This is a genomic window from Methylocystis sp. SB2 (assembly GCF_049817085.1).
GTDB lineage: Bacteria > Pseudomonadota > Alphaproteobacteria > Rhizobiales > Beijerinckiaceae > Methylocystis > Methylocystis rosea.
Window position 1 is genome coordinate 510323 of the sequence record NZ_CP187401.1, and the last position, 22582, is coordinate 532904.

Annotated in this window: 24 protein-coding genes, 1 tRNA gene and 1 pseudogene; 10 read left to right on the plus strand and 16 right to left on the minus strand. The window is 63.5% G+C overall.

Annotated elements, in window-relative coordinates:
- The first annotated feature begins 14 nt into the window (after positions 1 to 14).
- Positions 15 to 509, plus strand: a complete 495-nt coding sequence (locus tag ACPS74_RS02560; RefSeq protein WP_051381748.1) for an NUDIX domain-containing protein — start codon at positions 15 to 17, stop codon at positions 507 to 509.
- Here ACPS74_RS02560 and ACPS74_RS02565 read toward each other — a convergent pair.
- Positions 495 to 1070 (minus strand): GNAT family N-acetyltransferase, encoded by a 576-nt coding sequence (locus ACPS74_RS02565; protein WP_029649966.1) that lies wholly within the window; start codon positions 1068 to 1070, stop codon positions 495 to 497. The genes ACPS74_RS02560 and ACPS74_RS02565 overlap by 15 nt on opposite strands.
- A gap of 109 nt (positions 1071 to 1179) precedes the next feature.
- Here ACPS74_RS02565 and ACPS74_RS02570 point away from each other — a divergent pair, with 109 nt between their 5' ends.
- Together ACPS74_RS02570 and zapE are read left to right on the plus strand one after the other, a co-directional pair.
- A complete protein-coding gene (locus tag ACPS74_RS02570; protein WP_018408175.1) occupies positions 1180 to 1677 on the plus strand; it encodes a GNAT family N-acetyltransferase in 498 nt (165 codons plus the stop codon).
- Complete coding sequence (gene zapE, locus ACPS74_RS02575) at positions 1674 to 2825, plus strand: cell division protein ZapE (protein WP_029649967.1); 1152 nt, start codon at positions 1674 to 1676, stop codon at positions 2823 to 2825. Before ACPS74_RS02570 ends, zapE begins: the two co-directional genes overlap by 4 nt.
- Here the strand turns inward: zapE and ACPS74_RS02580 are convergent.
- The 4 genes from ACPS74_RS02580 to surE form a co-directional block, all read right to left on the minus strand.
- On the minus strand, positions 2800 to 3093 hold the full coding sequence (locus ACPS74_RS02580) for a hypothetical protein (RefSeq protein ID WP_029649971.1): 294 nt from the start codon (positions 3091 to 3093) through the stop codon (positions 2800 to 2802). The two genes, zapE and ACPS74_RS02580, sit on opposite strands and share 26 nt — an antisense overlap.
- A 158-nt stretch (positions 3094 to 3251) precedes the next feature.
- On the minus strand, positions 3252 to 4337 hold the full coding sequence (locus ACPS74_RS02585) for a peptidoglycan DD-metalloendopeptidase family protein (RefSeq protein ID WP_239754453.1): 1086 nt from the start codon (positions 4335 to 4337) through the stop codon (positions 3252 to 3254).
- Between the two features lie 408 nt (positions 4338 to 4745).
- A complete protein-coding gene (locus ACPS74_RS02590; protein ID WP_029649975.1) occupies positions 4746 to 5435 on the minus strand; it encodes a protein-L-isoaspartate O-methyltransferase family protein in 690 nt (229 codons plus the stop codon).
- The gene (gene surE, locus ACPS74_RS02595; protein WP_029649977.1) at positions 5432 to 6205 is read right to left on the minus strand and encodes a 5'/3'-nucleotidase SurE; all 774 of its coding nucleotides are present in this window, start codon (positions 6203 to 6205) and stop codon (positions 5432 to 5434) included. The genes ACPS74_RS02590 and surE overlap by 4 nt, the downstream gene beginning before the upstream one ends.
- Positions 6206 to 6327: 122 nt before the next feature.
- On the opposite strand from surE, the gene ACPS74_RS02600 reads away from it, so the two are divergent.
- Complete coding sequence (locus ACPS74_RS02600; RefSeq protein WP_162231970.1) at positions 6328 to 6834, plus strand: SH3 domain-containing protein; 507 nt, start codon at positions 6328 to 6330, stop codon at positions 6832 to 6834.
- Here ACPS74_RS02600 and serS read toward each other — a convergent pair.
- The 6 genes from serS to ACPS74_RS02630 form a co-directional block, all read right to left on the minus strand.
- On the minus strand, positions 6772 to 8172 hold the full coding sequence (gene serS, locus ACPS74_RS02605; RefSeq protein ID WP_029649981.1) for a serine--tRNA ligase: 1401 nt from the start codon (positions 8170 to 8172) through the stop codon (positions 6772 to 6774). The genes ACPS74_RS02600 and serS overlap by 63 nt on opposite strands.
- Positions 8173 to 8393: 221 nt before the next feature.
- Positions 8394 to 9188, minus strand: coding sequence for a twin-arginine translocase subunit TatC (gene tatC / locus ACPS74_RS02610; protein WP_029649983.1), 795 nt, complete (start codon positions 9186 to 9188; stop codon positions 8394 to 8396).
- Positions 9185 to 9694, minus strand: coding sequence for a protein translocase TatA (locus ACPS74_RS02615; RefSeq protein ID WP_029649985.1), 510 nt, complete (start codon positions 9692 to 9694; stop codon positions 9185 to 9187). Before ACPS74_RS02615 ends, tatC begins: the two co-directional genes overlap by 4 nt.
- Before the next feature lie 149 nt (positions 9695 to 9843).
- Complete coding sequence (locus ACPS74_RS02620) at positions 9844 to 10080, minus strand: twin-arginine translocase TatA/TatE family subunit (protein ID WP_018408165.1); 237 nt, start codon at positions 10078 to 10080, stop codon at positions 9844 to 9846.
- A 166-nt stretch (positions 10081 to 10246) separates the two neighbouring features.
- Entirely contained in the window at positions 10247 to 11002 is a 756-nt protein-coding gene (scpB, locus tag ACPS74_RS02625; protein WP_029649986.1) for an SMC-Scp complex subunit ScpB, read from the minus strand.
- A gap of 24 nt (positions 11003 to 11026) precedes the next feature.
- Positions 11027 to 11833, minus strand: a complete 807-nt coding sequence (locus ACPS74_RS02630) for a segregation and condensation protein A (RefSeq protein WP_029649989.1) — start codon at positions 11831 to 11833, stop codon at positions 11027 to 11029.
- A 252-nt stretch (positions 11834 to 12085) separates the two neighbouring features.
- On the opposite strand from ACPS74_RS02630, the gene ACPS74_RS02635 reads away from it, so the two are divergent.
- Both ACPS74_RS02635 and ACPS74_RS02640 read left to right on the plus strand, forming a co-directional pair.
- Positions 12086 to 12301 carry a nucleotidyltransferase family protein gene (locus ACPS74_RS02635; protein ID WP_239754451.1) on the plus strand — a complete coding sequence of 72 codons (216 nt, stop codon included), beginning with the start codon at positions 12086 to 12088 and terminating at the stop codon, positions 12299 to 12301.
- Positions 12301 to 12663: a HepT-like ribonuclease domain-containing protein gene (locus ACPS74_RS02640; RefSeq protein WP_029649995.1), complete on the plus strand. Its 363-nt coding sequence runs from the start codon at positions 12301 to 12303 to the stop codon at positions 12661 to 12663. Before ACPS74_RS02635 ends, ACPS74_RS02640 begins: the two co-directional genes overlap by 1 nt.
- 15 nt (positions 12664 to 12678) lie before the next feature.
- On the opposite strand, the gene nagZ is transcribed toward ACPS74_RS02640, so the two are convergent.
- The 5 genes from nagZ to ACPS74_RS02665 form a co-directional block, all read right to left on the minus strand.
- Entirely contained in the window at positions 12679 to 13686 is a 1008-nt protein-coding gene (gene nagZ, locus ACPS74_RS02645) for a beta-N-acetylhexosaminidase (RefSeq protein WP_029649998.1), read from the minus strand.
- A gap of 9 nt (positions 13687 to 13695) precedes the next feature.
- Entirely contained in the window at positions 13696 to 15009 is a 1314-nt protein-coding gene (locus ACPS74_RS02650) for an SPOR domain-containing protein (RefSeq protein WP_029650000.1), read from the minus strand.
- A gap of 87 nt (positions 15010 to 15096) precedes the next feature.
- Positions 15097 to 16878 (minus strand): arginine--tRNA ligase, encoded by a 1782-nt coding sequence (argS, locus tag ACPS74_RS02655; RefSeq protein WP_029650002.1) that lies wholly within the window; start codon positions 16876 to 16878, stop codon positions 15097 to 15099.
- A gap of 94 nt (positions 16879 to 16972) precedes the next feature.
- The gene (locus ACPS74_RS02660; protein ID WP_029650004.1) at positions 16973 to 19108 is read right to left on the minus strand and encodes a multicopper oxidase family protein; all 2136 of its coding nucleotides are present in this window, start codon (positions 19106 to 19108) and stop codon (positions 16973 to 16975) included.
- A gap of 106 nt (positions 19109 to 19214) precedes the next feature.
- A complete protein-coding gene (locus tag ACPS74_RS02665; RefSeq protein ID WP_029650006.1) occupies positions 19215 to 20465 on the minus strand; it encodes a deoxyguanosinetriphosphate triphosphohydrolase in 1251 nt (416 codons plus the stop codon).
- 172 nt (positions 20466 to 20637) lie between these two features.
- Between ACPS74_RS02665 and ACPS74_RS02670 the strand changes: the two genes are divergently transcribed.
- From ACPS74_RS02670 to ACPS74_RS02685, 4 genes and pseudogenes are all read left to right on the plus strand, one after another.
- Positions 20638 to 20976 (plus strand): HesB/IscA family protein, encoded by a 339-nt coding sequence (locus tag ACPS74_RS02670; RefSeq protein WP_029650008.1) that lies wholly within the window; start codon positions 20638 to 20640, stop codon positions 20974 to 20976.
- Positions 20977 to 21062: 86 nt separating this feature from the next.
- Positions 21063 to 21971, plus strand: a complete 909-nt coding sequence (locus tag ACPS74_RS02675; RefSeq protein ID WP_029650010.1) for a sugar kinase — start codon at positions 21063 to 21065, stop codon at positions 21969 to 21971.
- Positions 21972 to 22086: 115 nt separating this feature from the next.
- A tRNA-Asn gene (locus ACPS74_RS02680) sits at positions 22087 to 22162 on the plus strand.
- A 32-nt stretch (positions 22163 to 22194) separates the two neighbouring features.
- Positions 22195 to 22388: pseudogene (locus tag ACPS74_RS02685) on the plus strand (TrbI/VirB10 family protein); the annotation flags it as partial.
- Positions 22389 to 22582 lie beyond the last annotated feature (194 nt).

Consider the following 22582-nt stretch of genomic DNA (forward strand, 5'->3'; position numbering starts at 1 on the left):
GATCGGAGGCGGTTTTGACGAAGCCTGAAGAAGGACGCGCGGCGCCATCGAGGCGCACCCGCTTTACGTCGCGACTCATCGCTTTGGGCGCACGCTTTCAGCGTCCCATGACCCTGGGCGTGCGCGGCCTCGTCATCGACGCAAGCAGCCGCGTGCTGCTTGTCAGGCACACTTATGTGGAGGGCTTTTACTTGCCGGGCGGCGGCGTCGAACGCGGCGAAACGCTTGCCGAGGCGCTAGAGCGCGAGCTGAGCGAGGAGGCGAATGTCCTGCTCGATGCGCCGCCAGAACTGTTCGGCATGTATTTCAATCGGCGGTTCTCGATGCGAGACCATGTCGCGCTTTACGTCGTGCGCGCGTTCCGCCTCACGCAGCCGCGCGCCCCTGATCGCGAGATCGCAGAGGCCGGTTTCTTCGCGCTCGACGCTCTGCCAGCCGATACGACCGCAGGGACGCGGGCGCGGCTGTCCGAGGCGCTCGAGAACACGCCTGTCTCACCTTATTGGTGAACGCGTGACGGCGCCGGCTCCCGCGCACAAGGCGTGCAGATCGCGCCAGCCATACGCGATATCGGGGAGGACGACGCCCTCGATGTCCCACACGCCCTCGACGCCGACGGGCTCCGCGCCAAGCGCTTCATAAAAGCCGCGGGCCGTCGGCGAGTCGCGCAAAACCCAAACGGCGGCGCTCGCACAGCCGGCGGAAATCAGATGCGCCGCAAGCCGCTCGATCAAGCGCCTACCCAATCCACGGCGTTGTGCGCCCAGCAGCAGGTAGATCGACGCGATGTCGCCCTGGAAGCCAAGCGGAACGAGCTTTGGGTTGGACTGGCGACTGCACCGGGCGAAACCCACCGGCGTCTCGCCCTCGCAGGCGATGAACACGGCCTCAGCGCCTTCGCTCGAGCCGATCCGCTCCCGCCAGCGCCGCGTCCAATCGTCGAGATTAATCGAGGCCAGCGCCTCGGCGCGCATTACCCCGAGGTAGGTCTCCCGCCAGGCCTTAGCGTGGAGTTCGGCGATGGATCGGGCGTCCTCAATGCTTGCCCGGCGCAAGCGATACTCCGCCATTGGCTTCTCCCCGCCCATAGCGTCGCATGACGGCGTGTCGCGGCGCAACGACAGGTTTTGCCGCGCAGACGGCGCGTGATATGGCCTGCGCCCAGGGTCAAGCCGCCACATGATCGATCTCGCCGTAAAATTCGCGCCGCTGACGGCCGCAGACGACGCACATATCGAAAAGCTCGACGAACGCGCGTTCGGTCCGGGCCGATATGCGCGCACGGCCTATCGCTTGCGCGAAGGCGTCGAGCCCGACCGTTCGCTGTCCTTTGTTGCGCGGATCGGGACGCTGCTTGTCGGCGCGAACCGTATGACGCCGATCCTCGTCGGCTCAACGCCAGCGCTTTTGCTTGGACCGCTGACGGTGGAGCCGGCGTTTCGTCAGCAGCGCGTCGGCGAGACGCTCGTCAAATATTCGCTGGACGCCGCGCGCGGCGCCGGACATGGGCTCGTCCTGCTCGTCGGCGACGAGGACTATTATGCGCGGCTGGGATTCGCGCCTGTGCCGCGGGGCAAAATCACGATGCCCGGTCCCGTTGACCCGGAGCGCCTGCTCTATTGCGAACTCCGCCCTGGCGCGCTCGCTGAGGCGAGCGGCAGGATGCGGCGCGCATGACGCCGCGTGCGCAGACCATCATCGAGAAATATGACGCGCTCGTCGCGCAAGGCGCGCTGGAACGCGACGCGTCGCAGCGCGCTGCGATCGAGAGGCTGCAAGCGCTCGCCGACGCTCTTGCAGGCCGCAGGCCGAAAAGCGCCAGTGTGACGCAAGCGCTTCTCGCGACCCTTCGCCCTCGAGCGCGGCCGGCGCGCGGCCTCTACCTCTGGGGATCGGTCGGGCGCGGCAAAACCTTCTTGATGAACCTGTTCTTCGGCGCGCTTCCGATCGAAAAGAAGCGGCGCGCGCATTTTCACGCCTTCATGGCGGATGTGCACGATCGGCTGCATCGGCTGCGTCAGAAGCCCCATAATAAGGACGCCGATCCGGTGAGCTGCGTGGCGCAGCAAATCGCGCAGGAAACCCGTGTGCTCTGCTTCGATGAGTTCGCCGTGCACGATATCGCGGACGCCTCAATCGTCGCACGGCTGTTTTCATCGCTGCTCGCGTCGGGCGTCGTCATTGTCGCGACGTCCAACGTCGAGCCTTCGCGGCTTTACGAAGGCGGCCGCAATCGCGATCTGTTCCTGCCCTTTATCGCCATGTTGCAGGAGCGAATGGACATCCTGCGTCTCGAAGCGCCGAATGACTATCGGCAGCGGCGCGACGATCTCGGGCAGGTCTATTTCACGCCCGCCGACTCTTGCGCGAGATCGGCGATTGACGCGCTCTATGCGACGCTCGCAGGCGGCGCGGCGGAAACGCCCGCGACAATTGAGGTCAAGCGACGCCGCATCGAGATTCCACAGACGGCGGGCCGCGTCGCGCGTCTGAGCTTCACGGCGCTCTGCGGTCAACCGTTGTCGGCGGCGGACTATATGGCGATCACGGAGAGGTTCGACGCAGTGATCGTCGAAGACGTTCCAACAATGGCGCCTGAACAGCGGAATGAAGCGCGCCGTTTCATCACGCTGATCGATGTCCTTTACGAGGCGCGCGTCCTCCTGGTCGTTTCCGCTGCGGCGGAGCCTTCCGAACTTTACCGCGTGGGCTTTGGCGCCGAGGCGCGTGAATTCGAGCGCGCGGCCTCTCGACTAATGGAAATGCGGGGCAAAGATTACATCGACGCCCGCGCGGCTCTCATGGCTTCGACATGCAGTCCTTGATGTCGCTGGCCCGCTTCATCAACTCGAACCGATCGGCGCAATAGCGTTCGAGATCCGGCCGTTTCGCGGGATCGGTCGCCGCGGAGCGAATGCCGACCGCGCCATCGAGCAGCTCTTTTTGCGCATCATGGACCTGAGAAGGCGACAGTTGTCCCGAGCAGGCCTCATAGCGCTTGAGCAGCGCGTCACACTGCGGGACGCCGGTCGGATCAACCGCGAAAGCCGGCGTGGCGGCAAGCAGGAAAACGAAAGCGAGACGATGCTTCACTGGCGCGGGATCCTCCGGTTATGACCCGCGCCATATAGCATTTTGGTCGGCCGTGAGACATCAAAAGACGAGAGCGGCGGGCCTTTCTTTGGACCCGCCGCCCCGAAGTCTCCAGCGCCTTTGTGTCTCGCGGACGCCGGAGCGTTCCTTGGCCTTGGCTACAGCCCCGCGAGATAGCGCGTAGGATCGACGGGCGTCGAACCCTTGCGCAGTTCGAAGTGAAGCTGCGGCGACCCGACATTGCCCGATTGGCCGGATTTGGCGATCGTCTGACCGCGCTTGACCTGATCGCCGCGCTTGACGTCGAGTTCGCCATTGTGGGCGTAGGCCGAAACGTAGCCGTTGGGATGGCGAATGAGCACGAGATTGCCGTAGCCCTTGAGCTCACTGCCGGCGTAGGCGACGACGCCGCCTTCGGCCGCCTTGACCTGCGTACCCTCGGGCACCGCGATGTTGATCCCGTCGTTGCCCCCCGACGTGAAGCCCTGAATGATGCGGCCGCGGGCGGGCCAGCGGAACTCGGGCCGACCTTCGTCGGACGCCACCGCTTTCGCGTCAGTCGCCGGGGGAATGGAGGCGGTCGCGGTCGTATCGACTTTGCGGGCGCTCGGCGTTTCCGCCGGCGTTTCAGCGACAACAGGCTTGCTACGCGCGTCGGCGATCTTGGGTTCAGATTCCGGCGCTTCGGCAGAAGCTGGCCCACGCGCGATTCGCTCGGTTTTTACCGGGCGCCCCGGCGTTGCGGCGGCGATGCGGGCCTCCGCTTTGACAAGCGTCTTCTCCGGCGCGGCTTTGGCGACGGTCTTCGTCTTCTCAGCCGGCTTGGCCTTCACCGGTTCTACTTCGGTCTTGCGCACCGGCTTCGCCTGTTCCGCCGGCTTGACGGCGGCCACAGGCTTCGCCAGCGCCGCGGACTTCGCGGCGACCGGCTTGATCTCGGCTGGGGCGGCGGCGGCTTTCGCCGGAGCGGCGGGGACGCGCGCGGCCATGACCGGAGCGCCGCCGGCGCGATAGACCGGGATCACCAGACGTGAGCCCGGCTGAACCTGAGACGCGACGTTGAAGCCATTGGCGCGCAGCAGAGCGTCAGTGGGCACGCCGTAGCGGGTGGAGAGCAATGCCGCCGTCTCGCCTTGGGCGACGACGATCGGGGTGCCGCCATCGGCGCTCCAGTGGCCTGCGGCGCCGGCGGCTGCAACGCTCTTTGGCGACGACTGCGTCGCTGACGTAGCGGTTCGCGCCATGGAAGCGCCGCCGCTTGGAGCAGCGGACGCGCTGGCAGCCGCGGGAGCCGGCAATGGACGGGTTTCCACCGTCGATGACGGCGCCCTCTGCGCAGGCGCGTCAGTGATCGCGCCAACAGGCGCCCGATCGACGCCGAGTGAGGCGGTCTTGGCCGAGCCTGAGAAGGGGTCGGCAAAGGGATCGGCTCCGAAGCGCGAGGCGTCCGAGCAGCCAGCGACAAGGGCGGCGACGCCAACGGCCGCCATGAACCGCACAGCGGCGCGGGAATAAGCAATATGATGCTTGGTAACCATGACGCGACCCACCCGAACGCAACATTGAACGGTCTTATGGGTAACAGCGCGCGGTTAAGGAGGCGTTTAAGATGAACGCAAAGCGTGCGCGACTGAAATTTTCCGCATGATGTTTTAGAGCGCCTGCGCCAGTCCTGGGATGGCCGGCCCTAAGCGACACGGGCCGAGATCGGTCTCCCGCAGCTCGCCGTCCTCATTGCGATCAAGCTTAATCAATCGTTCCTTCGCCCGCGCGCCGGCCTGCGCGTGCTCCCTTCGTGCGAAGAGCAGCGCGCCGCCCGGCGTAAGCATCTGGATAAGCGCTGCAGGCGCGGCGCCGACCGAGGCCTGGACGATGATTCTATCGAAGCGTCCAAGTTCGCGTGGCGGATCGAGGCCGTCGGCGAAAATCGCTTTGGCGTTTGCCGCGCCGTGGGCCGTCAAGCGGCGCGAGGCTTCGATCGCGAGCGTCTCGAACCGCTCGAGGCTTATGACTTCGCTTGCCAGCTGCGCGAGCGCCGCCGCGCCATAGCCCGACCCCGCGCCGACCTCCAGCACCCGATGACCGCGGCCGATCTTGAGCGCCTCTAACCGTCTGGCAAGTTCGACCGGACGCGACATGGTCTGCCCGCAGCCGATCGGCAACGAGAGATTGCGATTCGCGAGATCGCGAAAGCGGTAGGGCGCGAACGCCTCGCGCGGGGTCGCCTCGATGGCGCGCAAGACTGAAAGATCGCGCAGCCCCGCCTGGCGCAACGTCAGCAGCAGCGCCGCGCGCTCCTCGAATTGTTGGCTGGCCTGGCGCGCGCCGGCCTCCTCGGTCATTCCTTGCCCTCAAACGCCGCCGCGAGCCGCGTCACCGTCGGGTGATCGGTGAAATCCAGCTGCAGCGGGGTGATCGAGATTTTCTTTTCTTCGAGCGCCAGCAAATCGGTGCCCTGCCCCGGCTTGAAGTCGCCGCGCTGGAAAGTGATCCAGTGATAGGGATTGCCGCGGCCGTCCTTGCGGTCTTCGATCCGCATGATGTCGCTGCTGCGCCTGCCCTGCATCGTGATCGCGACGCCCGCGACGTCCTGGGGCGCACAATGCGGAAAATTCACATTCATCAACACGTTCTTCGGGATGCCCGCCGCGAGCAGGCGGCGCACGACCTCAACGCCATGCGTCGCCGCGCATTCCCAGTGGACCGTCCGGCGGTCTGCAAAAAAATCATAGACCTGGGAAAGCGCAATCGACGGAATGCCCAGAATCGTGCCCTCCATCGCCCCGGCGATGGTGCCGGAATAGGAGACGTCCTCGGCGACATTCTGGCCGCAGTTGACGCCGGAAATGAGAAGATCGGGCGGATGATCGAGCATCAGCTTGCGGAGGCCCATGATGACGCAATCGGTCGGCGTTCCCTTGAGCGCGAAGTGGCGCGGCGAAATCTCCCGCAATCGCAGCGGATCGTTGAGCGAGAGCGAATGCGAAACGCCCGATTGCTCGAATTCCGGCGCGATGACGAAAATATCGTCGGTGAATTCGCGCGCGATCGCCTCCGCGATGGCGAGGCCGCGGGCGTGAATGCCGTCGTCATTGGTGATGAGAATGCGCATGCTTACAGCGGTTTCGCCTCGCCTGGCGGGCGCCTGAGGAGCCCGAGTTTCTTTGGACGATTCGACGCCGAACGTCCACAATGACCCTATATCGGCTAGCCTCATTCTCTGGAGGAATTTTGATGCGCCTACGACTTGCGCTTGTGCTCGCGGCGATGAGCGCCGCTCCCGGCGGAGCCGCCGCATTTGAGGCCTATGTGGCGGCGGTGATGCCGCTGCGCGTGAGCCCGAGCTCGGACGCGAAGCCGGTCACGACGATGGCGGCTAATATTCCCTTCAATGTCCTGGGCTGCGGCCGCTGGTGTCAGGTGCAATATGGCGGCACCATGGGTTATGTCCCAGCGCCGCTGGTCATCTCCGGCGCGCCGCCGACCGCGCCCGGCTCTGGCCTATTGGGGTTTTTGGCCGTGCCCGTGGTGCTGCCTGTCGCGGCGCAGGACCTGCTTAGCGACGGCTATGCGCCGCGCGCCGATTACGGCTATGGCTGGACGCCGTTTTTTGGGACGTCGCCCGAGCCCTACTACGAAGAGCCCGCGAGACGTGGGCGCTGCGTCCACCGACGACGTTCAGCTCGGGATGCGCGTGAGCCCGCCCATGTAAGGCCGAAGGACGCGCGGAACGTCGACTGAGCCGTCGGCCTGCTGGTAGTTCTCCAAGACGGCGACCATCGCGCGGCCGACCGCGACGCCCGAGCCGTTCAGCGTATGAACGAAGCCGATTCCCTTATTCTTGCCCTTGCTCTCGCTCGGGCGATAGCGGGCGTTCATGCGCCGCGCCTGGAAGTCGCCGCAGACCGAACAGGAGGAAATCTCGCGATATCTCCCCTGCCCTGGCAACCAGACTTCAAGGTCGTAGGTTTTTTGGCTCGCGAAGCCCATGTCGCCGGTGCAGAGCACGACCTTGCGATAGGGGAGTTCGAGAAGCTGCAACACCTTCTCGGCGCACCCCGTCATGCGCTCATGTTCTTCGAGCGAATCTTCCGGCGTCGTGATCGACACGAGTTCGACCTTGTAGAACTGATGCTGGCGGATCATGCCGCGCGTGTCCTTGCCGGCGGCGCCCGCTTCGGCGCGGAAGCAATAGGTGCCGGCGGTCATGCGCATCGGCAATTGCGCTTCGTCGAGGATGGATTCTCGCACGAGATTGGTGAGCGGCACTTCGGCGGTGGGGATGAGCCAGTAATTCTTTCCCTGCATTAATTGGCCGGTCCGAGTTTGTACATCGCGGTCCTCGGGAAGAGTTCCTTTATCAAACTCGTCGACAGCTTGATTGAAAGCCTCGCTGACGAAGAGCTCATTTGTCGCCAGGAACTGATCCTCACGAAACTTCGGCAATTGCGCCGTGCCGAACATGGCTTCGTCGCGCACGAGAAGCGGCGGGCTCACCTCCATATAGCCATGCTCGTTCGTATGCAGATCAAGCATGAATTGCGCGAGCGCGCGCTCCAGCCGCGCGAGGCCGCCTTTGTTGACGACGAAACGCGCGCCGGAAATTTTCGCCGCCGTTTCGAAATCCATCAGCCCGAGGCCCTCGCCGATTTCGAAATGCTCTTTGGGCGTGAAGTCGAATACGCGCGGCTCGCCCCAGCGCGCGACTTCGATGTTGTCGTCCTCGTCGGCGCCGTCCGGCACTTCATCGAGCGGCGTGTTGGGAATGCTCGCCAGAGCATTATCGAGTTCGGCGATCGCATAGCGTTCGGCTTCTTCGAGCGCCGGCCAGTTTTCCTTGATCGTTGCGACTTCCGACTTGAGCGCTTCGACCTTGGCGCTGTCGCCCGCCTTCATCGCCGCCCCGATCTCTTTTGAGGCGGCGTTGCGGCGCTCCTGCGCGCGCTGCAATTCGCCGATCGCCGCGCGCCGCGCATCGTCAAAGGCGAGAAGCTGCGTCGACAGGGGCTCCAGCCCGCGCCGCGCGCGACCGCGGTCGAAAATTTCAGCGTTCTCGCGAATCCATTTGATGTCGTACATGTCGGCCTGCTGGCGCTGGGGAGTAACGGACGAACTGTTGCAAACGCGTCATGCCCGGCCTTGTGCCGGGCATCCACGCAACGCCGCTACGACAGCATTTCAAACGAGCCGCAACGTCTCGGCGTGGATGGCCGGGACAAGCCCGGCCATGACGGCGGGGGCTTTGTCGAGGGCGCCTTTCTCTCGCGGGCATGTGGCAGGGTCAAGCGGCGAGATGTCGCTTACGATCCGCCGCTCGCCGCCGCTTGGGCCGCTGCCCGCTTCTTCTCGATCATGCGCACGGCGTAAATCGACGCCTCGTAGAGCAGCACGCCAGGCACGGCAAGCGCGAGCTGCGAGAACACGTCCGGCGGCGTCAGAACCGCCGCGACGATGAAGACGAGCACGACGGCGTAACGCCGCTTCTCTTTCAGAAACTCCGACGTCACGATGCCGACCTGACCGAGCAGCGTCAAAACCACCGGCAATTGAAACACGATGCCGAAGGCGAGCACGAGCGTCATGATCAGCGATAGATATTCGGAGACGCGCGGCAACAGTTCGATCTGGGCCTTGCCCGGCTCATTCGCCTGCTGCATCCCCATGAAGAAACGCAGCAGATTGGGCATCACCAGAAAATAGACGACGAGCGCGCCGAAGGCGAAGAAGATCGGCGTGGCGAAAAGATAGGGCCGGAACGCCCTGCGCTCATGCTTGTAGAGCCCGGGCGCGACGAAGGCGTAGATCTGCGACAGCACGATCGGACAGGACAAAAACGCCGCCATAAACAGCGCGACCTTGATCTGGGTGAAAAAATATTCCTGCGGCGCCGTGTAGATCAGCCGCGCCTCAGGGCCTGCGACCTGCGTGTAGGGAATGAGAAGCAGATTGTAGATATCCTTGGCGAAGAAGAAGGAGAGCACGAACATCCCGAGAAAGGCCAGCAGCGCCTTGATCAGGCGCTCGCGCAATTCCATCAGATGTTCGATCAACGGCGCCTTGCTGGCCTCGATTTCGGCTTCGTCGGCCTCGTTCATGTGGCGGCCTTCTTTGGCGAATCCTCAACCCCACGAAGACCAGAATCCTCATCCTGAGGAGCGGCCGAAGGCCGCGTCTCGACGGATGCGGTTGGCGCGTCCTCATCCTTCGAGACACCGCTACGCGGCTCCTCAAGATGAGGTGATTGGACGCCGCCGCTGCGCGGCTCGTCAGGATGAGACGGTTGCGCGTGCGACGGCTTTGCGTCGCCTTTGATTGCCCCGGTGATCTGCTTGCGCGCTTCGGCCATCGGATCGAAAGCGCCGTCGAGCTTCACGCTCTCCTTTACGGCGTCCCGCATCTCGCCGACCTCCTTGCGCAAATCATCGAGCTCGGCCTCGCGCATTGCCTCCATGAATTGTCCCTGAAATTCCGCGGCCATGCGGCGCATCTTTCCCGAAAACTGCCCAAGCGAACGCAAAACGCGCGGCAAATCCTTCGAGGGAATCGCAATAAGAGCGACAATGGCGATGACGATGAGCTTGCCGGGTTCGAGATCGAACATGCGTGTTGCTCGGGCGCCTTGCTCCCTCCCTTGCGGGAAGGGTCGAAGCGCGAAGCGCTTCGGGATGGGGTGACGATGGAGAGGTTCCAGGGGTTCTCTTACCCACCCCCGCCTTCAGCGCGACCCGCCCCTCAGAGGGGGCGTCGACTCTAGACCTTCTTGCTGTCCGCCTTGTCGCTCTCCAGCGCGCGGCGCTCGCTGGCCTGGCCTTCGAGCGGCTTTTTTGCGTCATCGGCCGCGACGTCGTCTTCCGACATGCCCTTCTTAAAGGCTTTGATGCCCTTGGCCATGTCGCCCATCACGTCGGAAATCTTGAACTTGCCGCCAAAAAGAATGAAGACGACCGCGCCGACAATGATCCAGTGCCAGATCGACAGACCGCCCATGGCGCGCATCCTTCCTAACGAGAAAACCGGGACGACCGGCGTTTGCCGGGAAACTATGCGCCCCTCGCCATAAAAACAAGGACGCGGCGCACAGACGCACGCCGCGGACGGCCTTAAGGGGACGTGGAAATTTGTTGTCGCTTAACTGCGCCGCTCGGCGGCGCCGTCAATGCTCTTCGTCGTCGCCGAGTTCGGGCGGCTCTAGCGCCTCGGGCTCGTCCGGGAACTCCATGTCGAGCAGTTCCGGCGCGTCGTCTTCAAGCGGCTCTTCATCCTCGCGCAACGCGGCGTCGTCCGAAGGCTGCGGCACGCCGAAGCCCTTCGGCAGCCGGCCGTCGAACAGGCCAGCGCCCTTGAGTTCGTCGAGCCCCGGCAGATCGCCGATCTGCTCAAGCCCGAAATGCATCAGGAAGGCGTCGGTCGTGCCATAGGTGATCGGCCTGCCCGGCGCCTTGCGGCGCCCGCGCAGCCTGATCCAGCCGGTGTCGAGCAGCACGTCGAGCGTGCCCTTTGAGATGGCGACGCCGCGAATCTCTTCAATTTCGGCGCGGGTCGTCGGCTGGTGATAGGCGATGATCGCGAGCGTCTCCAAGGCGGCGCGGGAGAGCTTCTTCTCCTCGACCTGCTCGCGGGCGAGAATCCAGTTGAGGTCGGCGGCGGTGCGGAAAAACCACTTCTTGCCGACGCGGGTGAGATTGACGCCGCGGCCCGAGTAATGGGCGCGCAGCCGCTCAAGGACGCGATCGAGATCGACGCCCTCCTCGATACGGCGCGCCATTTCGGCTTCGTCGAGCGGTTCGGCGCAGGCGAAGAGCAGCGCTTCAATGATGCGCTCCGCTTCGCGCAGCCGAGCCTCGTGACGCGCAAGCTCGTCGTCGCTGTTCACGTCAAAAAGTTCGATCTTCTCCGCAGCCTGCGCCACCGGACGTCTCCTATTGTTCCGGGGCTAAGACGCGCCCGCAGTCTCTTCCGCTTGCTCAGGCGCCCGTCGCCGCACCCAAAGCGGCGCGAAGTGCCTGTCCTGACGGATGTCGAATCGCCCCTCCCGCACCATTTCGAGCGAAGCGGTGAAGGCCGAGGCGCGCACCGTGCGCGCCGTCTGCATGTCCACACAGTAATGCAGCAAAAAATCGTCGAGCACGGTCCATTCCGTCGCGACGCCGACCAGCCGCTCCAGGGCTTCGCGCGCCTCGGCCAAAGACCAGACCGCGCGCTGCCGCATCACCACCCGCGACGTCGCCGTCTTCTGGCGCTGGCGGGCGTAAGCCGAGAGCAGATCGTAGAGGCTCGCCTGAAATTTGGGATGCGAGATCGTCTCAACGCCTTCAGGGCCGCCGCGCAGAAACATATCGCGCCCGAGCCGCGCGCGCTCGGTGAGCCTGTCGGCGGCGCGCCGAATCAGCTCCAGCCTGCGCAGGCGATCCGCCAGCGCGGCGGCGAGATCGGAAGCGGAGGGTTCGTCGCCCTTCGGCGGCTCCGGCAGCAGCAGCCGCGACTTCAAAAAGGCGAGCCAGGCCGCCATCACCAGATAATCGGCGGCGAGTTCAAGGCGCACGCGGCGCGCCGCCTCAATGAAGGCGAGATATTGCTCGGCGAGCGCGAGAATGGAAATGCGGGCGAGATCGACCTTCTGCCGGCGCGCAAGCTCAAGCAGCAAATCGAGCGGCCCTTCGAATCCGTCGACGTCGACGAGAAAGGCCTCTTCGGCGTCGCCGCGGGGCTCATCCAGCTCGAAGCTCAGTTCCTGCGCCATTCTGGCTTTGCGCCTGTTTCCGTTTGCGAATCGGCGTCGCCGATGACTTCGGCCCGAGATTGGCCCCGATGGCCCGCTATCGCAAGCGCAGCCGGCGCTTTGGGAGCGCCGGTCCACAGGAGAGCGGGAAAGCCTCCCATAGAGGACCCAGCAGCAAGCTGCTATGGTCCGCGTATGAAACGTGAAGACGCGGTGGATCGATTGCGGAAACGCCAGGCAGATTTGCAGAAGCTTGGCGTCAAGAGTTTGTATATGTTTGGTTCGACCGCTCAAGACCGTGCGGGAGAGAGTTCTGATGTCGATCTGTTTTTCGACTACGAAAAAGGCCGTTTCGGCCTCTTCGAATTGATGGACGTGAAGGAATTTGCGGCGCGAATTCTCGGCGGCCGCGTTGACATCATGACGCGCGACAGCCTGCATAAGCGCCTAAGGCCGCAGATTGAGGCGACGGCGCTTCGCGTCTTTTGATGAACCCGCGCTCGGTTGCTCTCCGTCTGTTGGACATAATCGAAGCGATTGAGCGCGTGCAAACCGTAATGGCGGACCTATCGCTCGAGGCATACGAGACGGATTGGCAAAGTCAGTGGGTGGTGGAGCGCGGACTTGAGATCGTTTCGGAGGCGAGCCGTCACCTCTCTGAAGAGATCAAAACTCGGCATCCCCAAATCCCTTGGAAAAAGGTGGCCGGAATCGGCAATGTGCTGCGTCACGATTATGAGAGCGTCGCCGCCCCCATCATATGGAAATTGGCGCGGATCGATCTTGGCCTGCTGGAACAAGCCTGTCGTGACGAATTGCGCGCGTTACGTGATAGCGGCCTGAGCGACTGAAGCCATCGGGCGTCCTCACGCTACCGCCTGCATCGCCGCGTCGAACTCGCGCGTCGCTTCCGCGACATCGAAGGGTTCGATAGGCCGCCGCACGCATTCGAGCGCCTTTTCAGCGCGCGCGAGCGCCGCGCCCTCAAGCGGCGGCGCACCCTCGGCGACCGGCCGCGCTTCCCCTAGATCGCCGTTGCAGTGCAGCACGATATCGCATCCGGCGCCGATCGCGTTCTCGGCGCGCTGGCGAAAGCTCCCGGAAAGCGCCTTCATGGAAAGGTCGTCGGTCATCAGGAGACCGTCAAAGCCAATATGGCCGCGGACGATGTCGCCGATCACCGCCTTCGACAGCGTGCCGGGCGCGGTCGGATCGATCGCCGTGTAGACGACATGCGCGCTCATCGCCATCGGCAGATCGGCGTTCGCCTTGAACGGCGCAAAATCAGTAAGCTCCAGGTCCTCGCGGCACGCGTTGACCACCGGCAGCTCCAAATGGCTATCGGCGCGGGCGCGCCCGTGACCGGGAATGTGCTTCATCACCGGCGCGACGCCGCCCGCCATCAACCCTTCGGCGGCCGCCCGGCCGATCGCGGCGACGCGCGCCGGATCGCGGCTATAGGCGCGATCGCCGATGATGCTGTGGGAATCCTCGGCCGGCGCATCGAGCACCGGCAGGCAGTCGACGTCGATTCCGACCTGTCGCAGATCATGGGCGATAAGCCGGGCGCCGAGCCAAGCCAATCGCTCGGCTTGCCCGGCGTTGGCGGCCGCCAGCTCAAAGCGCGCGGCGGCCGGATAGGCGCGCCAGTGGGGCGGGCCCAGACGCTGCACGCGGCCGCCTTCCTGATCGACCAGAACAGGCGCATGGCGGCCGAGCGCGTCCCGAATGTCGGCGGTCAGCCGCGCGATCTGCTCGGGCGCATCGACATTGCGACGAAAGAGGATCACGCCCCAGGGCGCGGCGTCGCGCAGGAACGCGCGCTCGTCGGCCTCGAGCGTGAAGCCCTTTAATCCACAGATGAAGGCGCGCATGTCGTCCCGTCAGTTGCCCGCGACGAAGCAGGAGCCGCCGGTCGCCTTCACTTTGCTGCAGATCGCGTTCGCAGACTCCTTGCTCACCGCCCCGACGCGCACGCGATAGACGGTCTTGTCATTCACGGTCGCCATTTTGAAGGTCGGCTTCAGGCCGCCAAGCTGTGTGCGATATTTGCTGACGACCGTCTTCAGCAATTCGCGGGCGTCGGCCTCGCTGTCCGCTGCGCCGAACTGCACGGCGAAGCCGCCTTTGCTCGGAGGCGCGGACTGACCGGAATCCGCATCCGGCGAAGACTCTTCCACCGCGGCCACTTTCGGCTTGGCGATTCGCGGGGGCGTCGCCGTTGGTTTCGCCTGCGTCGGCGGCGTCGCGGTCGCGGCGCCGATGGCGCCGGCCACAGCTGTATGCGCCGCCGTCTCCGCGGGCCGGCTCGCCATGGCGACGGCGGGCGGCAGAGCGCCATCTTCCACCCGGCTGCCATCAGGCCGCACGGTGACGGTTTTGACCTTCTTTGGCGCGGCCGTGGCGGGAGCCGGAGGCTCATGCGGCAGATTGACAGGTCCGTCGCCGAGCAGCGCCGCGCTCGGCGTGACCGAAGGATCCACCGCCTGTTCCTGATTGGTGACGACTTTCTGAACCGGCGCCTGCTCCCTGCGGTCCAGAACGACAGCGGCGCTGGCGTCTGGCGTCGTCGTTTCGGCCTCGGCGCTTGGCTTGACCTTCACCGGTCCTTCCGGAGCGACGATGGTCGCAATTTCGCGTGAGGCATTGGAGCCGCTCCGATGCCAGAAAGCGAAGCCGATGCTCAGAACAGCGACGAGCGATATCGCGACGACGGCGTGCCAGGGCCGGAACCATGAGCGCCACCCGCCGTGGGGGTCCTCATAGTCCTCATCGCTCTGGCCATAATCGAGATATTGCGAATCATCGCTCCAGCCGGCCTCTGCGCCGTAATGGGCGGGGTCGTATCCAGCCTGCTGGGCGCTATAGCCCGGCGGCAAATCGCGATAGTCAGGATCCACCGGATAGGCAGGCTCCAGAGGCTGCTCCATCGAGGGCTCTGGATAATAGGGCGGCTCAGCCGCCACTGGCGGCGCGGCGTCATAGGAACCGCGCAGTTCGGCGGCTTGAACGCGAGCGTCGCGCGCCTCTGCCAGAATTTGGCTGTAAGGATCAGCGGCGGCATGGTCCTGTCCCTGGACCAGCCTCGCGAGTTCGCTGAGCGGATCTTCGACTTGCGGGGCGCGTTCGGGCCCACGCAGCCGCCGCTCGAATTCGCCGAGATCGATCGCCGGGCCTCTAACGGATGTCTCGCGCATGATGCACCTCGCTCGTTGATTCCTGGGGGGCGCGAAGCAAATTGATAAGCGCGTCCTACGCCTGGCCGTTGTCGCTCAAGGCGTCGATTAGCGCATCTCGTCGGGGGCGCTCACGCCGAGCAGCCTCAAGCCTGACCCCAGGACGATCGTTAAAGAGCTAACCAACGCAACCCGAGCGATGGTTAACTCTCTCTCTTCAGACTTAACAAACCGTAATTGCGGCTGATCTTTGCCGCGATTCCAATGCGAATGGAACACGCTCGACAGTTCGTGCAGATAAAAGGCCGCCCTGTGCGGCTCATGCGCCGCCGCCGCCGCCTCAATCACGCGCGGATACTGAGCGATCATCTTGGCCAAAGCAAGTTCGCCCTCGTCCGCCAAAAGCGCCAGATCCGCCTCGGCTAGGCTTTCGGCCGAGACGTCAATATCGGGAAAAGCGGCGAGCGCCTGGCGCAGCGCCGACTTGCCCCGAGCATGGGCGTATTGGACGTAAAAGACCGGGTTGTCCTTAGATTGCTCGATGACCTTGGCGAGGTCGAAGTCGAGCGGCGCATCGTTTTTGCGATAGAGCATCATGAATCGCACGGCATCGACGCCGACCTCGTCGACGACCTCCCGCAAAGTGACGAAGTCCCCCGCCCGCTTTGACATTTTGACCGGTTCGCCGGCGCGCATCAGCTTGACGAGTTGGCAAAGCTTGACGTCAAGCGTCACCCGCTTGTCGGAGAGCGCGGCGACGGCCGCCGTCATGCGTTTGACATAGCCGCCGTGATCGGCGCCCCAGACGTCGACAAGCGTGTCGAATCCGCGATCGATCTTGTCCTTATGATAGGCGATATCGGCCGCGAAATAGGTCGGCGAGCCGTCGGATTTCTTCAAGGCGCGGTCCACGTCGTCGCCAAAGAGCGTCGATCTGAACAGCGTCTGCTCGCGATCCTCCCAGTCGTCGGGCAATTGCCCTTTCGGCGGGGGTAAGCGGCCCTCATAGACGAGGCCTTTGGCTCGAAGCCAGTCGATGGCGGCGTCGATCGCCGAAACGCCGTCCTTTTTTGAATGCAAGGACCGTTCGGAGAAAAACGTCTCATGCGTGATGTTCAAGGCGGCGAGATCGCCGCGGATCAACTCCATCATCGCGTCGATGGCGGCGGCGCGAACGACGGGCAGCCGCTCGCTCTCCGCCGCGCCGGCGAGCGCCTTCCCATGCGCTTTGGCGAGCGCCTCGCCGACGGGTTTCAGATAGTCGCCCGGGTAGAGCCCCTCAGGGATCGTGATCGCCTCGCCGAGGGCCTCGCGGTAGCGGAGATAAACGGAGCGCGCCAGGACGTCGACCTGGGCGCCGGCGTCATTGATGTAATATTCGCGCGTCACCGCGCAGCCCGAAAAGGCCAGGAGATTTGCGAGCGCGTCGCCGAAGACGGCTCCTCGGCCATGGCCGACATGCATCGGCCCCGTCGGATTGGCCGAGACATATTCGACATTCACCTTGCCCTGCAGAGCGCTTGACCGGCTCTTGCCGACGCGGCCGAAACGCTGCGGAGCGCGCAACACGGCGCGCAGAACCTGCGTAAACATCTCGGGCTTCAGCCGGATATTGATGAAACCCGGCCCGGCGACCTCGGTCGCGGCGACGTCCGGAGACTGCGCAAGGGCGTAGCCGATTTCGACCGCCAGTTCGCGCGGAGAAGCGAAATGCGGCTTCGCCTCCTTGGCGAAGACCATGGCGGCGTTCGACGCGAGATCGCCGAGCGTCGCGTCCTTCGGCGGCTCGACGACAAAGCGCGCGTAGTCGAGATCGGGCAGCCGGCCGTCGGCGGCGATGCGATCGAGAATGGCGGCGATGCGGGCGTGAAAGTCGTCGAAGACGTTCATGGACTCGACAGTTTGAGGGGAGAGCTGCTCGGGCGAAAATGGCTCGCGAGGGTCTAACAGAACCCGCGCCCGAATGCATCCCGGCGAGCTTTGGTCAGACGCCCTGAACGTCAAAAGTCAGCATCATCCCCATGTCCTCGTGTTCCACGAGATGGCAGTGATAAGGGTAGCGTCCGTTGTAGCCTTTCGGGAAATGCACCAGAAGTTCGACAAGTTCGTTGGCCTGGATGCGCACGGTATCGTGCCGAACCTTTCCATCGAAATCGAGAGGTCTAGACTGCGGAACAAACGCAGAATTACCCGCCGAATCCTTTTTCAAGACATAACGGGCCGTCACGACGAAGTTGACGAGATGCATGTGGAAAGGATGCATGTCCGGCGTTGAATCAGCCGAAGTCGGCTGATCATTGCCGATATTCGCCACATACCAGCGTTCATACGTGCCCTCGATGGGCCGGAAAATCGGCCGACCCGCGGCGGGGTTGTGGTGATAAAGATGCGGATACTGGTAGACTGCGGGAAAGCCCGGCTGAGCTGAATTCTCCGTGGCAAGCCCCCAAAGCGGATCGGTTGTGCGGCGCGCATACGGCGGTTTGGGATCTTCCGGTTCAAAGAAAAAGGCGCGCGCAATTTGATAGTCCACGCCAGCGCTCGGCGCACCCCGCGTCGAGGGCGACCCGAGATGAGCGTCAAAAGGCACTTTGAAGACCTTCGGCGAGCCCGATGACGCGGTCGGAATCGTCAGCTCCCAGATTTGGGTGTCGCGCCAGGGCGCGTTGGTTTGAGGACTATTTCCAGTCTGCTCTGCGGTGTTGTTCATCAGCAAAACAAACCGATTCCGCCTGATCGGCGCCCAGGCCTCGGCCTTCTCTAGCTTCTTTGTCGAATCGTTCCACCGAAAGCTTTCATCGTCGGCGTTGCGTAGAAGAATTCCGCCGAGCGTCGCCATCGCCTTCGCGTCGAGAGGAGCGGTCGCCTTCATATGGTCATGCAACGGTTTGACTTCGAATTTCATAATCTGTGCGCGCGGCTCGTTTTCCAGCGCGTCGCCCTTATAGACTGCCGGCGCCGATACGACCGAGATGGCGTCGGTTTGGAAGATTGGTTCGATCGGATCGCTCGTCCCCACAACCGCGAGATTGACCAATCGCAATTCGCCGATCGCGGATGGATCGATATCCGTAAGATCCATTAGAACGTCGAGGCGTTCGCCTGGGGCAAGCAAAATGTAAGCATCCGGGCTTGGCAATTTTTCTGCGACGGCGAACAGCCCGGCGTCATTACCGATAACGGTAAGGCGGTCGCCGTGCCATACCTTACCGGCCGGGGCATTGGGGTCGACAAGCGCGAGAGCGTAAGTGCGCGCATTCGAACCATTAAGAATTCTCAGACGATAAATCATGGGATGGACATGAGCGTAGGGCCAGGGGCGTCCATTCACCACTATCGTATCGCCAAGAAACTCCGGCCGATCGAAGCTCTTCTTGTCTGACGCAAGCAAAATGCCGTCTTTGTAGCTCATCCGCATCATGTCCGCGTCGAAAATTCGATCTTGTATGACCAGCGGAATTTCCTGTGTTTCATCGCCGATAAGCTGGAAAATATCGTCGTCCGACACGTCGCGTATGAAATAGAGACCGGCTAGGCCCGCATAAACCTGCGGAGCAGTGTTATCCATGCCGTGGTCGTGAAACCACAGCATCGCAGCACGCTGATCGTTGGGGTAAGTGTACGTGCGATGCGCCGAGAAACGAAACGGATTTGAGTCGAAACTCGCCGGCGATAATGGCCAGCCGTCGGATTCTGGCATGACTTTGCCGCCATGCAGATGCGGGACCACGCCAATCGAGTAATTCATCGAGTTAAACTGAGGAATGTCTTTAAAATCGACCGCCATATCGTAGCTGTCGACGGGCGGCATCTCCTGCATCCGGGCTTCACCCGGGGCCATTGCTGGCATCGAGTGAAGCGTGTTGACCCAGGCGATCTGGAGGGGTTCTCCCCGCCGGACGTTGATAATCGGGCCGAGATAAGTAGGGAGCACAGCATCATGTTCATGCGCTGAGTCTTCACGCACGTAACACCAGGCGTTTTGCGCTTTTGAAACCGAAGGACGATCAGTAAATTTCACGATCCGGCTCTCCACCCGGATCGTCATCTGCCCCCAGGCGCCGGAAACGCCCGTCGAAACGATGTCGAGGGAGGTCACCGGCAATTTTTCGTCAAACATCGTCCATCTCCAAAATTCATGCGCCTGAAATTTGAACTCATCGGACGCAGTCCAATGTGCGAAAGAGCACCATTGCTGCGTGGCGCGCATCATTAGAATGAATGAATTATTGATTGCGCCTTGACCCAACGTCTGAGAGGCGGCGTGCTTCGTTCAGCGCATATCGATCCGTCATGCCGGCGATGTAATCGGCGACCACCACCGCACGATCAGCGTCCTGCAGCTGGACCGCCTGCGCCGCCCATTCAGCGGGCATCAGCTCCGGGTTCTCAAAAAAAGCCGGAAACAGCCGAGAAATTGCGTCGCGCGCCCGCTCCCAGACGCCCAAGACCTTCTCGTGCCGATACATGTTGGCGAAGAGGAAGGCCTTGATGTCGCGCTCGGCTTCGGCCATCGGCGGCGAGAGACGGACGATGGCTTCGCCCGCCCGCCGCGCTTCATCGGCGCTCGCCGGCGAAATGCGCGTCAAACGCCGCAGCGATTCGCCGATCGCGTCCTCGACGAAAGCGGTGATGACGCGGCGCACCAGCTCATGAATGACGCGCGGCCGTTCGAGGCCGGGATGTTCGTCGCGGACATGCGCGAGCACCCCGGCGATGAAGGGCGTTCGCGCGATGTCGTCGAGCGAAAACAGTTCGGCGCGCAGGCCGTCGTCGATGTCATGGCCGATATAGGCGATATCGTCGGCCTGAGCCGCAGCCTGCGCCTCGACGCTGGCGAAGGTCGAGAGATCGAGTGGAAAGATGGCGTCGAAGGCCGCAATATAGCGTGACAGTGGACGAATACCCGCTACGCCAGCCACGGGCTCCTCAGGATGATGCAAGGGATGCTCATCGCGTGCGCCGGGCAAGAGCGGCCCATTGTGCTTGACGATGCCTTCCAGGGTCTCCCAGGTTAGATCGAGACCGTCGTAGCGCGCGTAACGGCGCTCGAGCAGCGTCACGACGCGCAGCGCCTGAGCATTGTGATCGAACCCGCCATAGGGCGCCATGCAGGCTTCGAGCGCGCCCTCGCCCGCGTGGCCGAACGGCGTATGGCCGAGGTCATGGGCGAGCGCCACGGCCTCCGCCAGATCCTCGTCGCAGCGCAGGGCGCGGGCGAGCGCGCGAGCGATCTGCCCGACCTCGATCGTATGGGTGAGGCGGGTGCGAAAATGGTCGCCGTCGAGCGGCACGAAGACCTGCGTCTTATGCGCGAGGCGGCGAAAGGCGGTGCAATGGATGATTCGGTCGCGATCGCGCTGAAATTCGCTCCGTGTGGGCGATGGCGCCTCTGCATAGAGCCGTCCGCGCGAGCGCGCGGCGTCGCTGGCGTATGCCGCAAGAGGGCCGCGAATCGCCACATGCGCGCCTTTCATTGAAACGCCTCAGGTTTGGACCTATCTTGCAGCAGAGAGCATATCCCGCAAACGGCCGGGCCGCCGTAGAATGGGATATGCCGAAATTCGAATTTCGGGCGAGTTTCTTTCGATCGGGCGTCCGCCCGCAGTAACTCGCGACGGCCCGCGCAGGCAAGTGACGGAGAAACGGATGACGACGGCGGCAAGCGATATCGCGCTCACCGATCAAGCGGCGCGGCGCATTCACGCGATTCTCGCCAATGAGTCGCCCGGCGCGGTGTTTCGGGTTTCAGTAGAGGGCGGCGGCTGCTCCGGCTTCCAATATCATTTCGCCGTGGAGTCCGCCCCAGGCGCGGAGGATGCGCTCCTTGAGCACGCCGGCGCCCGGGTCGCGATCGATCCCGCGTCCATTGGCTTCCTCGCTGGCGCCAGCATCGACTTTGTCGACGATCTTATGGGACAGTCCTTCCGCGTCGTTAATCCCAACGCCGTCTCCTCCTGCGGCTGCGGCACCAGCTTTTCGGTCTGACGCCACAGTCCCGTTGCAAGCGTGCGTCACGCTGCTGCGGGATCATTTTGCGGCGACCGCTCGGCGCCATCTTGGGAGTCTCAGCCTTGGACGCTCTCTTCATTGGCCATGCCTATATCGACGTCACCATGCGCGCCGAGCGCATGCCCTCGGGCGACCAGAAGGCGTTAGCGCGCGACTATGCGGTGAGTTTCGGCGGCAACGCCGTCACGGCCGGCTTCGCCTGCGCCAAGCTCGGCCATCCCGTCGATCTCTTGACCACGCTCGCGCCCGATTGGCTCGGCCACATGTTCATGGACATGGCCCATACTTACGGGATCGATGTCCATCCGCGACGGGTGGCGCGCTCGTCGCTGTCCTTCGTCTGGCCCAATGACGGCAAGCGGGCGATCCTGCGCGCGCGCGACGACACTTATCTGCAGGGCGTTCCGCGCCTCGACATTTCGGAAACGCGACTTCTCCATCTCGATGGGCATATGGCCGACGCCGCGCTCCATTACGCGAAGGGGGCTCGGGCGCGCGGCGCTCTCGTGTCGCTTGATGGCGGCGCGCTGCGGCCCTGCATCGAGGAGCTGACGGGATACGTCGACGTCGCGGTGGTGGCCGAAAAGCTTTGCGAGCAAATGTCGATGTCGGAGCTCGACATGCTCGGCTGGCTGAAATCCAAGGGCTGCCGGATCGGCGGGGTGACGACCGGCGAAAAGGGCATGTTGTGGTATGATGAGGACGGCGAGATTTCGCAGATGGCCTCGCTCGCCGTGCCGCACGAGCTCATCGTCGATACGTCCGGCGCCGGCGACGTCTTTCACGGCGCCTATTGCGCCTCCTATCTCGAGCGGCCGGACGCCCCCTGGCGGGAGCACTTTGAATTCGCCCGCGCGGCGTCGGCGCACAAAATCCAGCATCTCGGCAATGAGGCGGGGCTGCCCTCGCCCGACGACGTCGCGGCGGCGCTCGCGGCCTTTGCGCCGGCGGACGCGCTGAGCCCGGTTTGACCACATCCGTCACGGCGACCCAAAGCCGCCCGAACGACGCCGACACTTATGCACGACGGAGTCGCCGAGGCGGGCTTGGCAAACCGCCGCCCGCCTTGTATACGCGGGACCGCATTCCCCGATAGCTCAGCTGGTAGAGCACGCGACTGTTAATCGCTAGGTCGTAGGTTCGAGTCCTACTCGGGGAGCCATCTCGGAACGAAACTGCTAACGCCGTGCGTAAAATGCGGCGGCCGACCGTCGAACGGTGAACTCCGATCGGCTCCAGAGCCCCGCCTCCCGCTATGTGCTGCAAGCCGGCGCCGTCATTCCGGCGGCCCTCGTCTCTGACATACGTTCCGATCTTCCCGGCAGATACCGCACAAGTGACCGAAACCGTCGATGACGCCAACCGGGAAATTTCTGCTGATCCCGCAAGCAGTCGCTACCAAAATCATGTCACTCGTTTAGGCCGAGTTTTGCCAAGACATTGGTTTCACTAAAATTATTCAGCACCTGAGTTCCGCAAAAAAGAGCTTGCCTCTGCCTTCGGAGGGGTTTTTGAACACGATCGAGTGAATTTAAGCTGCGCGAATTATGCAAGCATGAACACAGGCGATTCGAAATCGGGG

What these genes read in the sequence shown, in the direction of transcription:
- ACPS74_RS02565 (WP_029649966.1), bottom strand. Translation starts at nt 1,070, where the DNA reads ATGGCGGAGTATCGCTTGCGCCGGGCAAGCATTGAGGACGCCCGATCC.
- ACPS74_RS02570 (WP_018408175.1), top strand. Translation starts at nt 1,180, where the DNA reads ATGATCGATCTCGCCGTAAAATTCGCGCCGCTGACGGCCGCAGACGAC.
- zapE (WP_029649967.1), top strand. Translation starts at nt 1,674, where the DNA reads ATGACGCCGCGTGCGCAGACCATCATCGAGAAATATGACGCGCTCGTC.
- ACPS74_RS02585 (WP_239754453.1), bottom strand. Translation starts at nt 4,337, where the DNA reads ATGGCGCGAACCGCTACGTCAGCGACGCAGTCGTCGCCAAAGAGCGTT.
- ACPS74_RS02590 (WP_029649975.1), bottom strand. Translation starts at nt 5,435, where the DNA reads ATGACCGAGGAGGCCGGCGCGCGCCAGGCCAGCCAACAATTCGAGGAG.
- surE (WP_029649977.1), bottom strand. Translation starts at nt 6,205, where the DNA reads ATGCGCATTCTCATCACCAATGACGACGGCATTCACGCCCGCGGCCTC.
- ACPS74_RS02600 (WP_162231970.1), top strand. Translation starts at nt 6,328, where the DNA reads ATGCGCCTACGACTTGCGCTTGTGCTCGCGGCGATGAGCGCCGCTCCC.
- serS (WP_029649981.1), bottom strand. Translation starts at nt 8,172, where the DNA reads ATGTACGACATCAAATGGATTCGCGAGAACGCTGAAATTTTCGACCGC.
- tatC (WP_029649983.1), bottom strand. Translation starts at nt 9,188, where the DNA reads ATGAACGAGGCCGACGAAGCCGAAATCGAGGCCAGCAAGGCGCCGTTG.
- ACPS74_RS02615 (WP_029649985.1), bottom strand. Translation starts at nt 9,694, where the DNA reads ATGTTCGATCTCGAACCCGGCAAGCTCATCGTCATCGCCATTGTCGCT.
- ACPS74_RS02620 (WP_018408165.1), bottom strand. Translation starts at nt 10,080, where the DNA reads ATGGGCGGTCTGTCGATCTGGCACTGGATCATTGTCGGCGCGGTCGTC.
- ACPS74_RS02630 (WP_029649989.1), bottom strand. Translation starts at nt 11,833, where the DNA reads ATGGCGCAGGAACTGAGCTTCGAGCTGGATGAGCCCCGCGGCGACGCC.
- ACPS74_RS02635 (WP_239754451.1), top strand. Translation starts at nt 12,086, where the DNA reads ATGTTTGGTTCGACCGCTCAAGACCGTGCGGGAGAGAGTTCTGATGTC.
- ACPS74_RS02640 (WP_029649995.1), top strand. Translation starts at nt 12,301, where the DNA reads ATGAACCCGCGCTCGGTTGCTCTCCGTCTGTTGGACATAATCGAAGCG.
- nagZ (WP_029649998.1), bottom strand. Translation starts at nt 13,686, where the DNA reads ATGCGCGCCTTCATCTGTGGATTAAAGGGCTTCACGCTCGAGGCCGAC.
- ACPS74_RS02650 (WP_029650000.1), bottom strand. Translation starts at nt 15,009, where the DNA reads ATGCGCGAGACATCCGTTAGAGGCCCGGCGATCGATCTCGGCGAATTC.
- argS (WP_029650002.1), bottom strand. Translation starts at nt 16,878, where the DNA reads ATGAACGTCTTCGACGACTTTCACGCCCGCATCGCCGCCATTCTCGAT.
- ACPS74_RS02660 (WP_029650004.1), bottom strand. Translation starts at nt 19,108, where the DNA reads ATGTTTGACGAAAAATTGCCGGTGACCTCCCTCGACATCGTTTCGACG.
- ACPS74_RS02665 (WP_029650006.1), bottom strand. Translation starts at nt 20,465, where the DNA reads ATGAAAGGCGCGCATGTGGCGATTCGCGGCCCTCTTGCGGCATACGCC.
- ACPS74_RS02670 (WP_029650008.1), top strand. Translation starts at nt 20,638, where the DNA reads ATGACGACGGCGGCAAGCGATATCGCGCTCACCGATCAAGCGGCGCGG.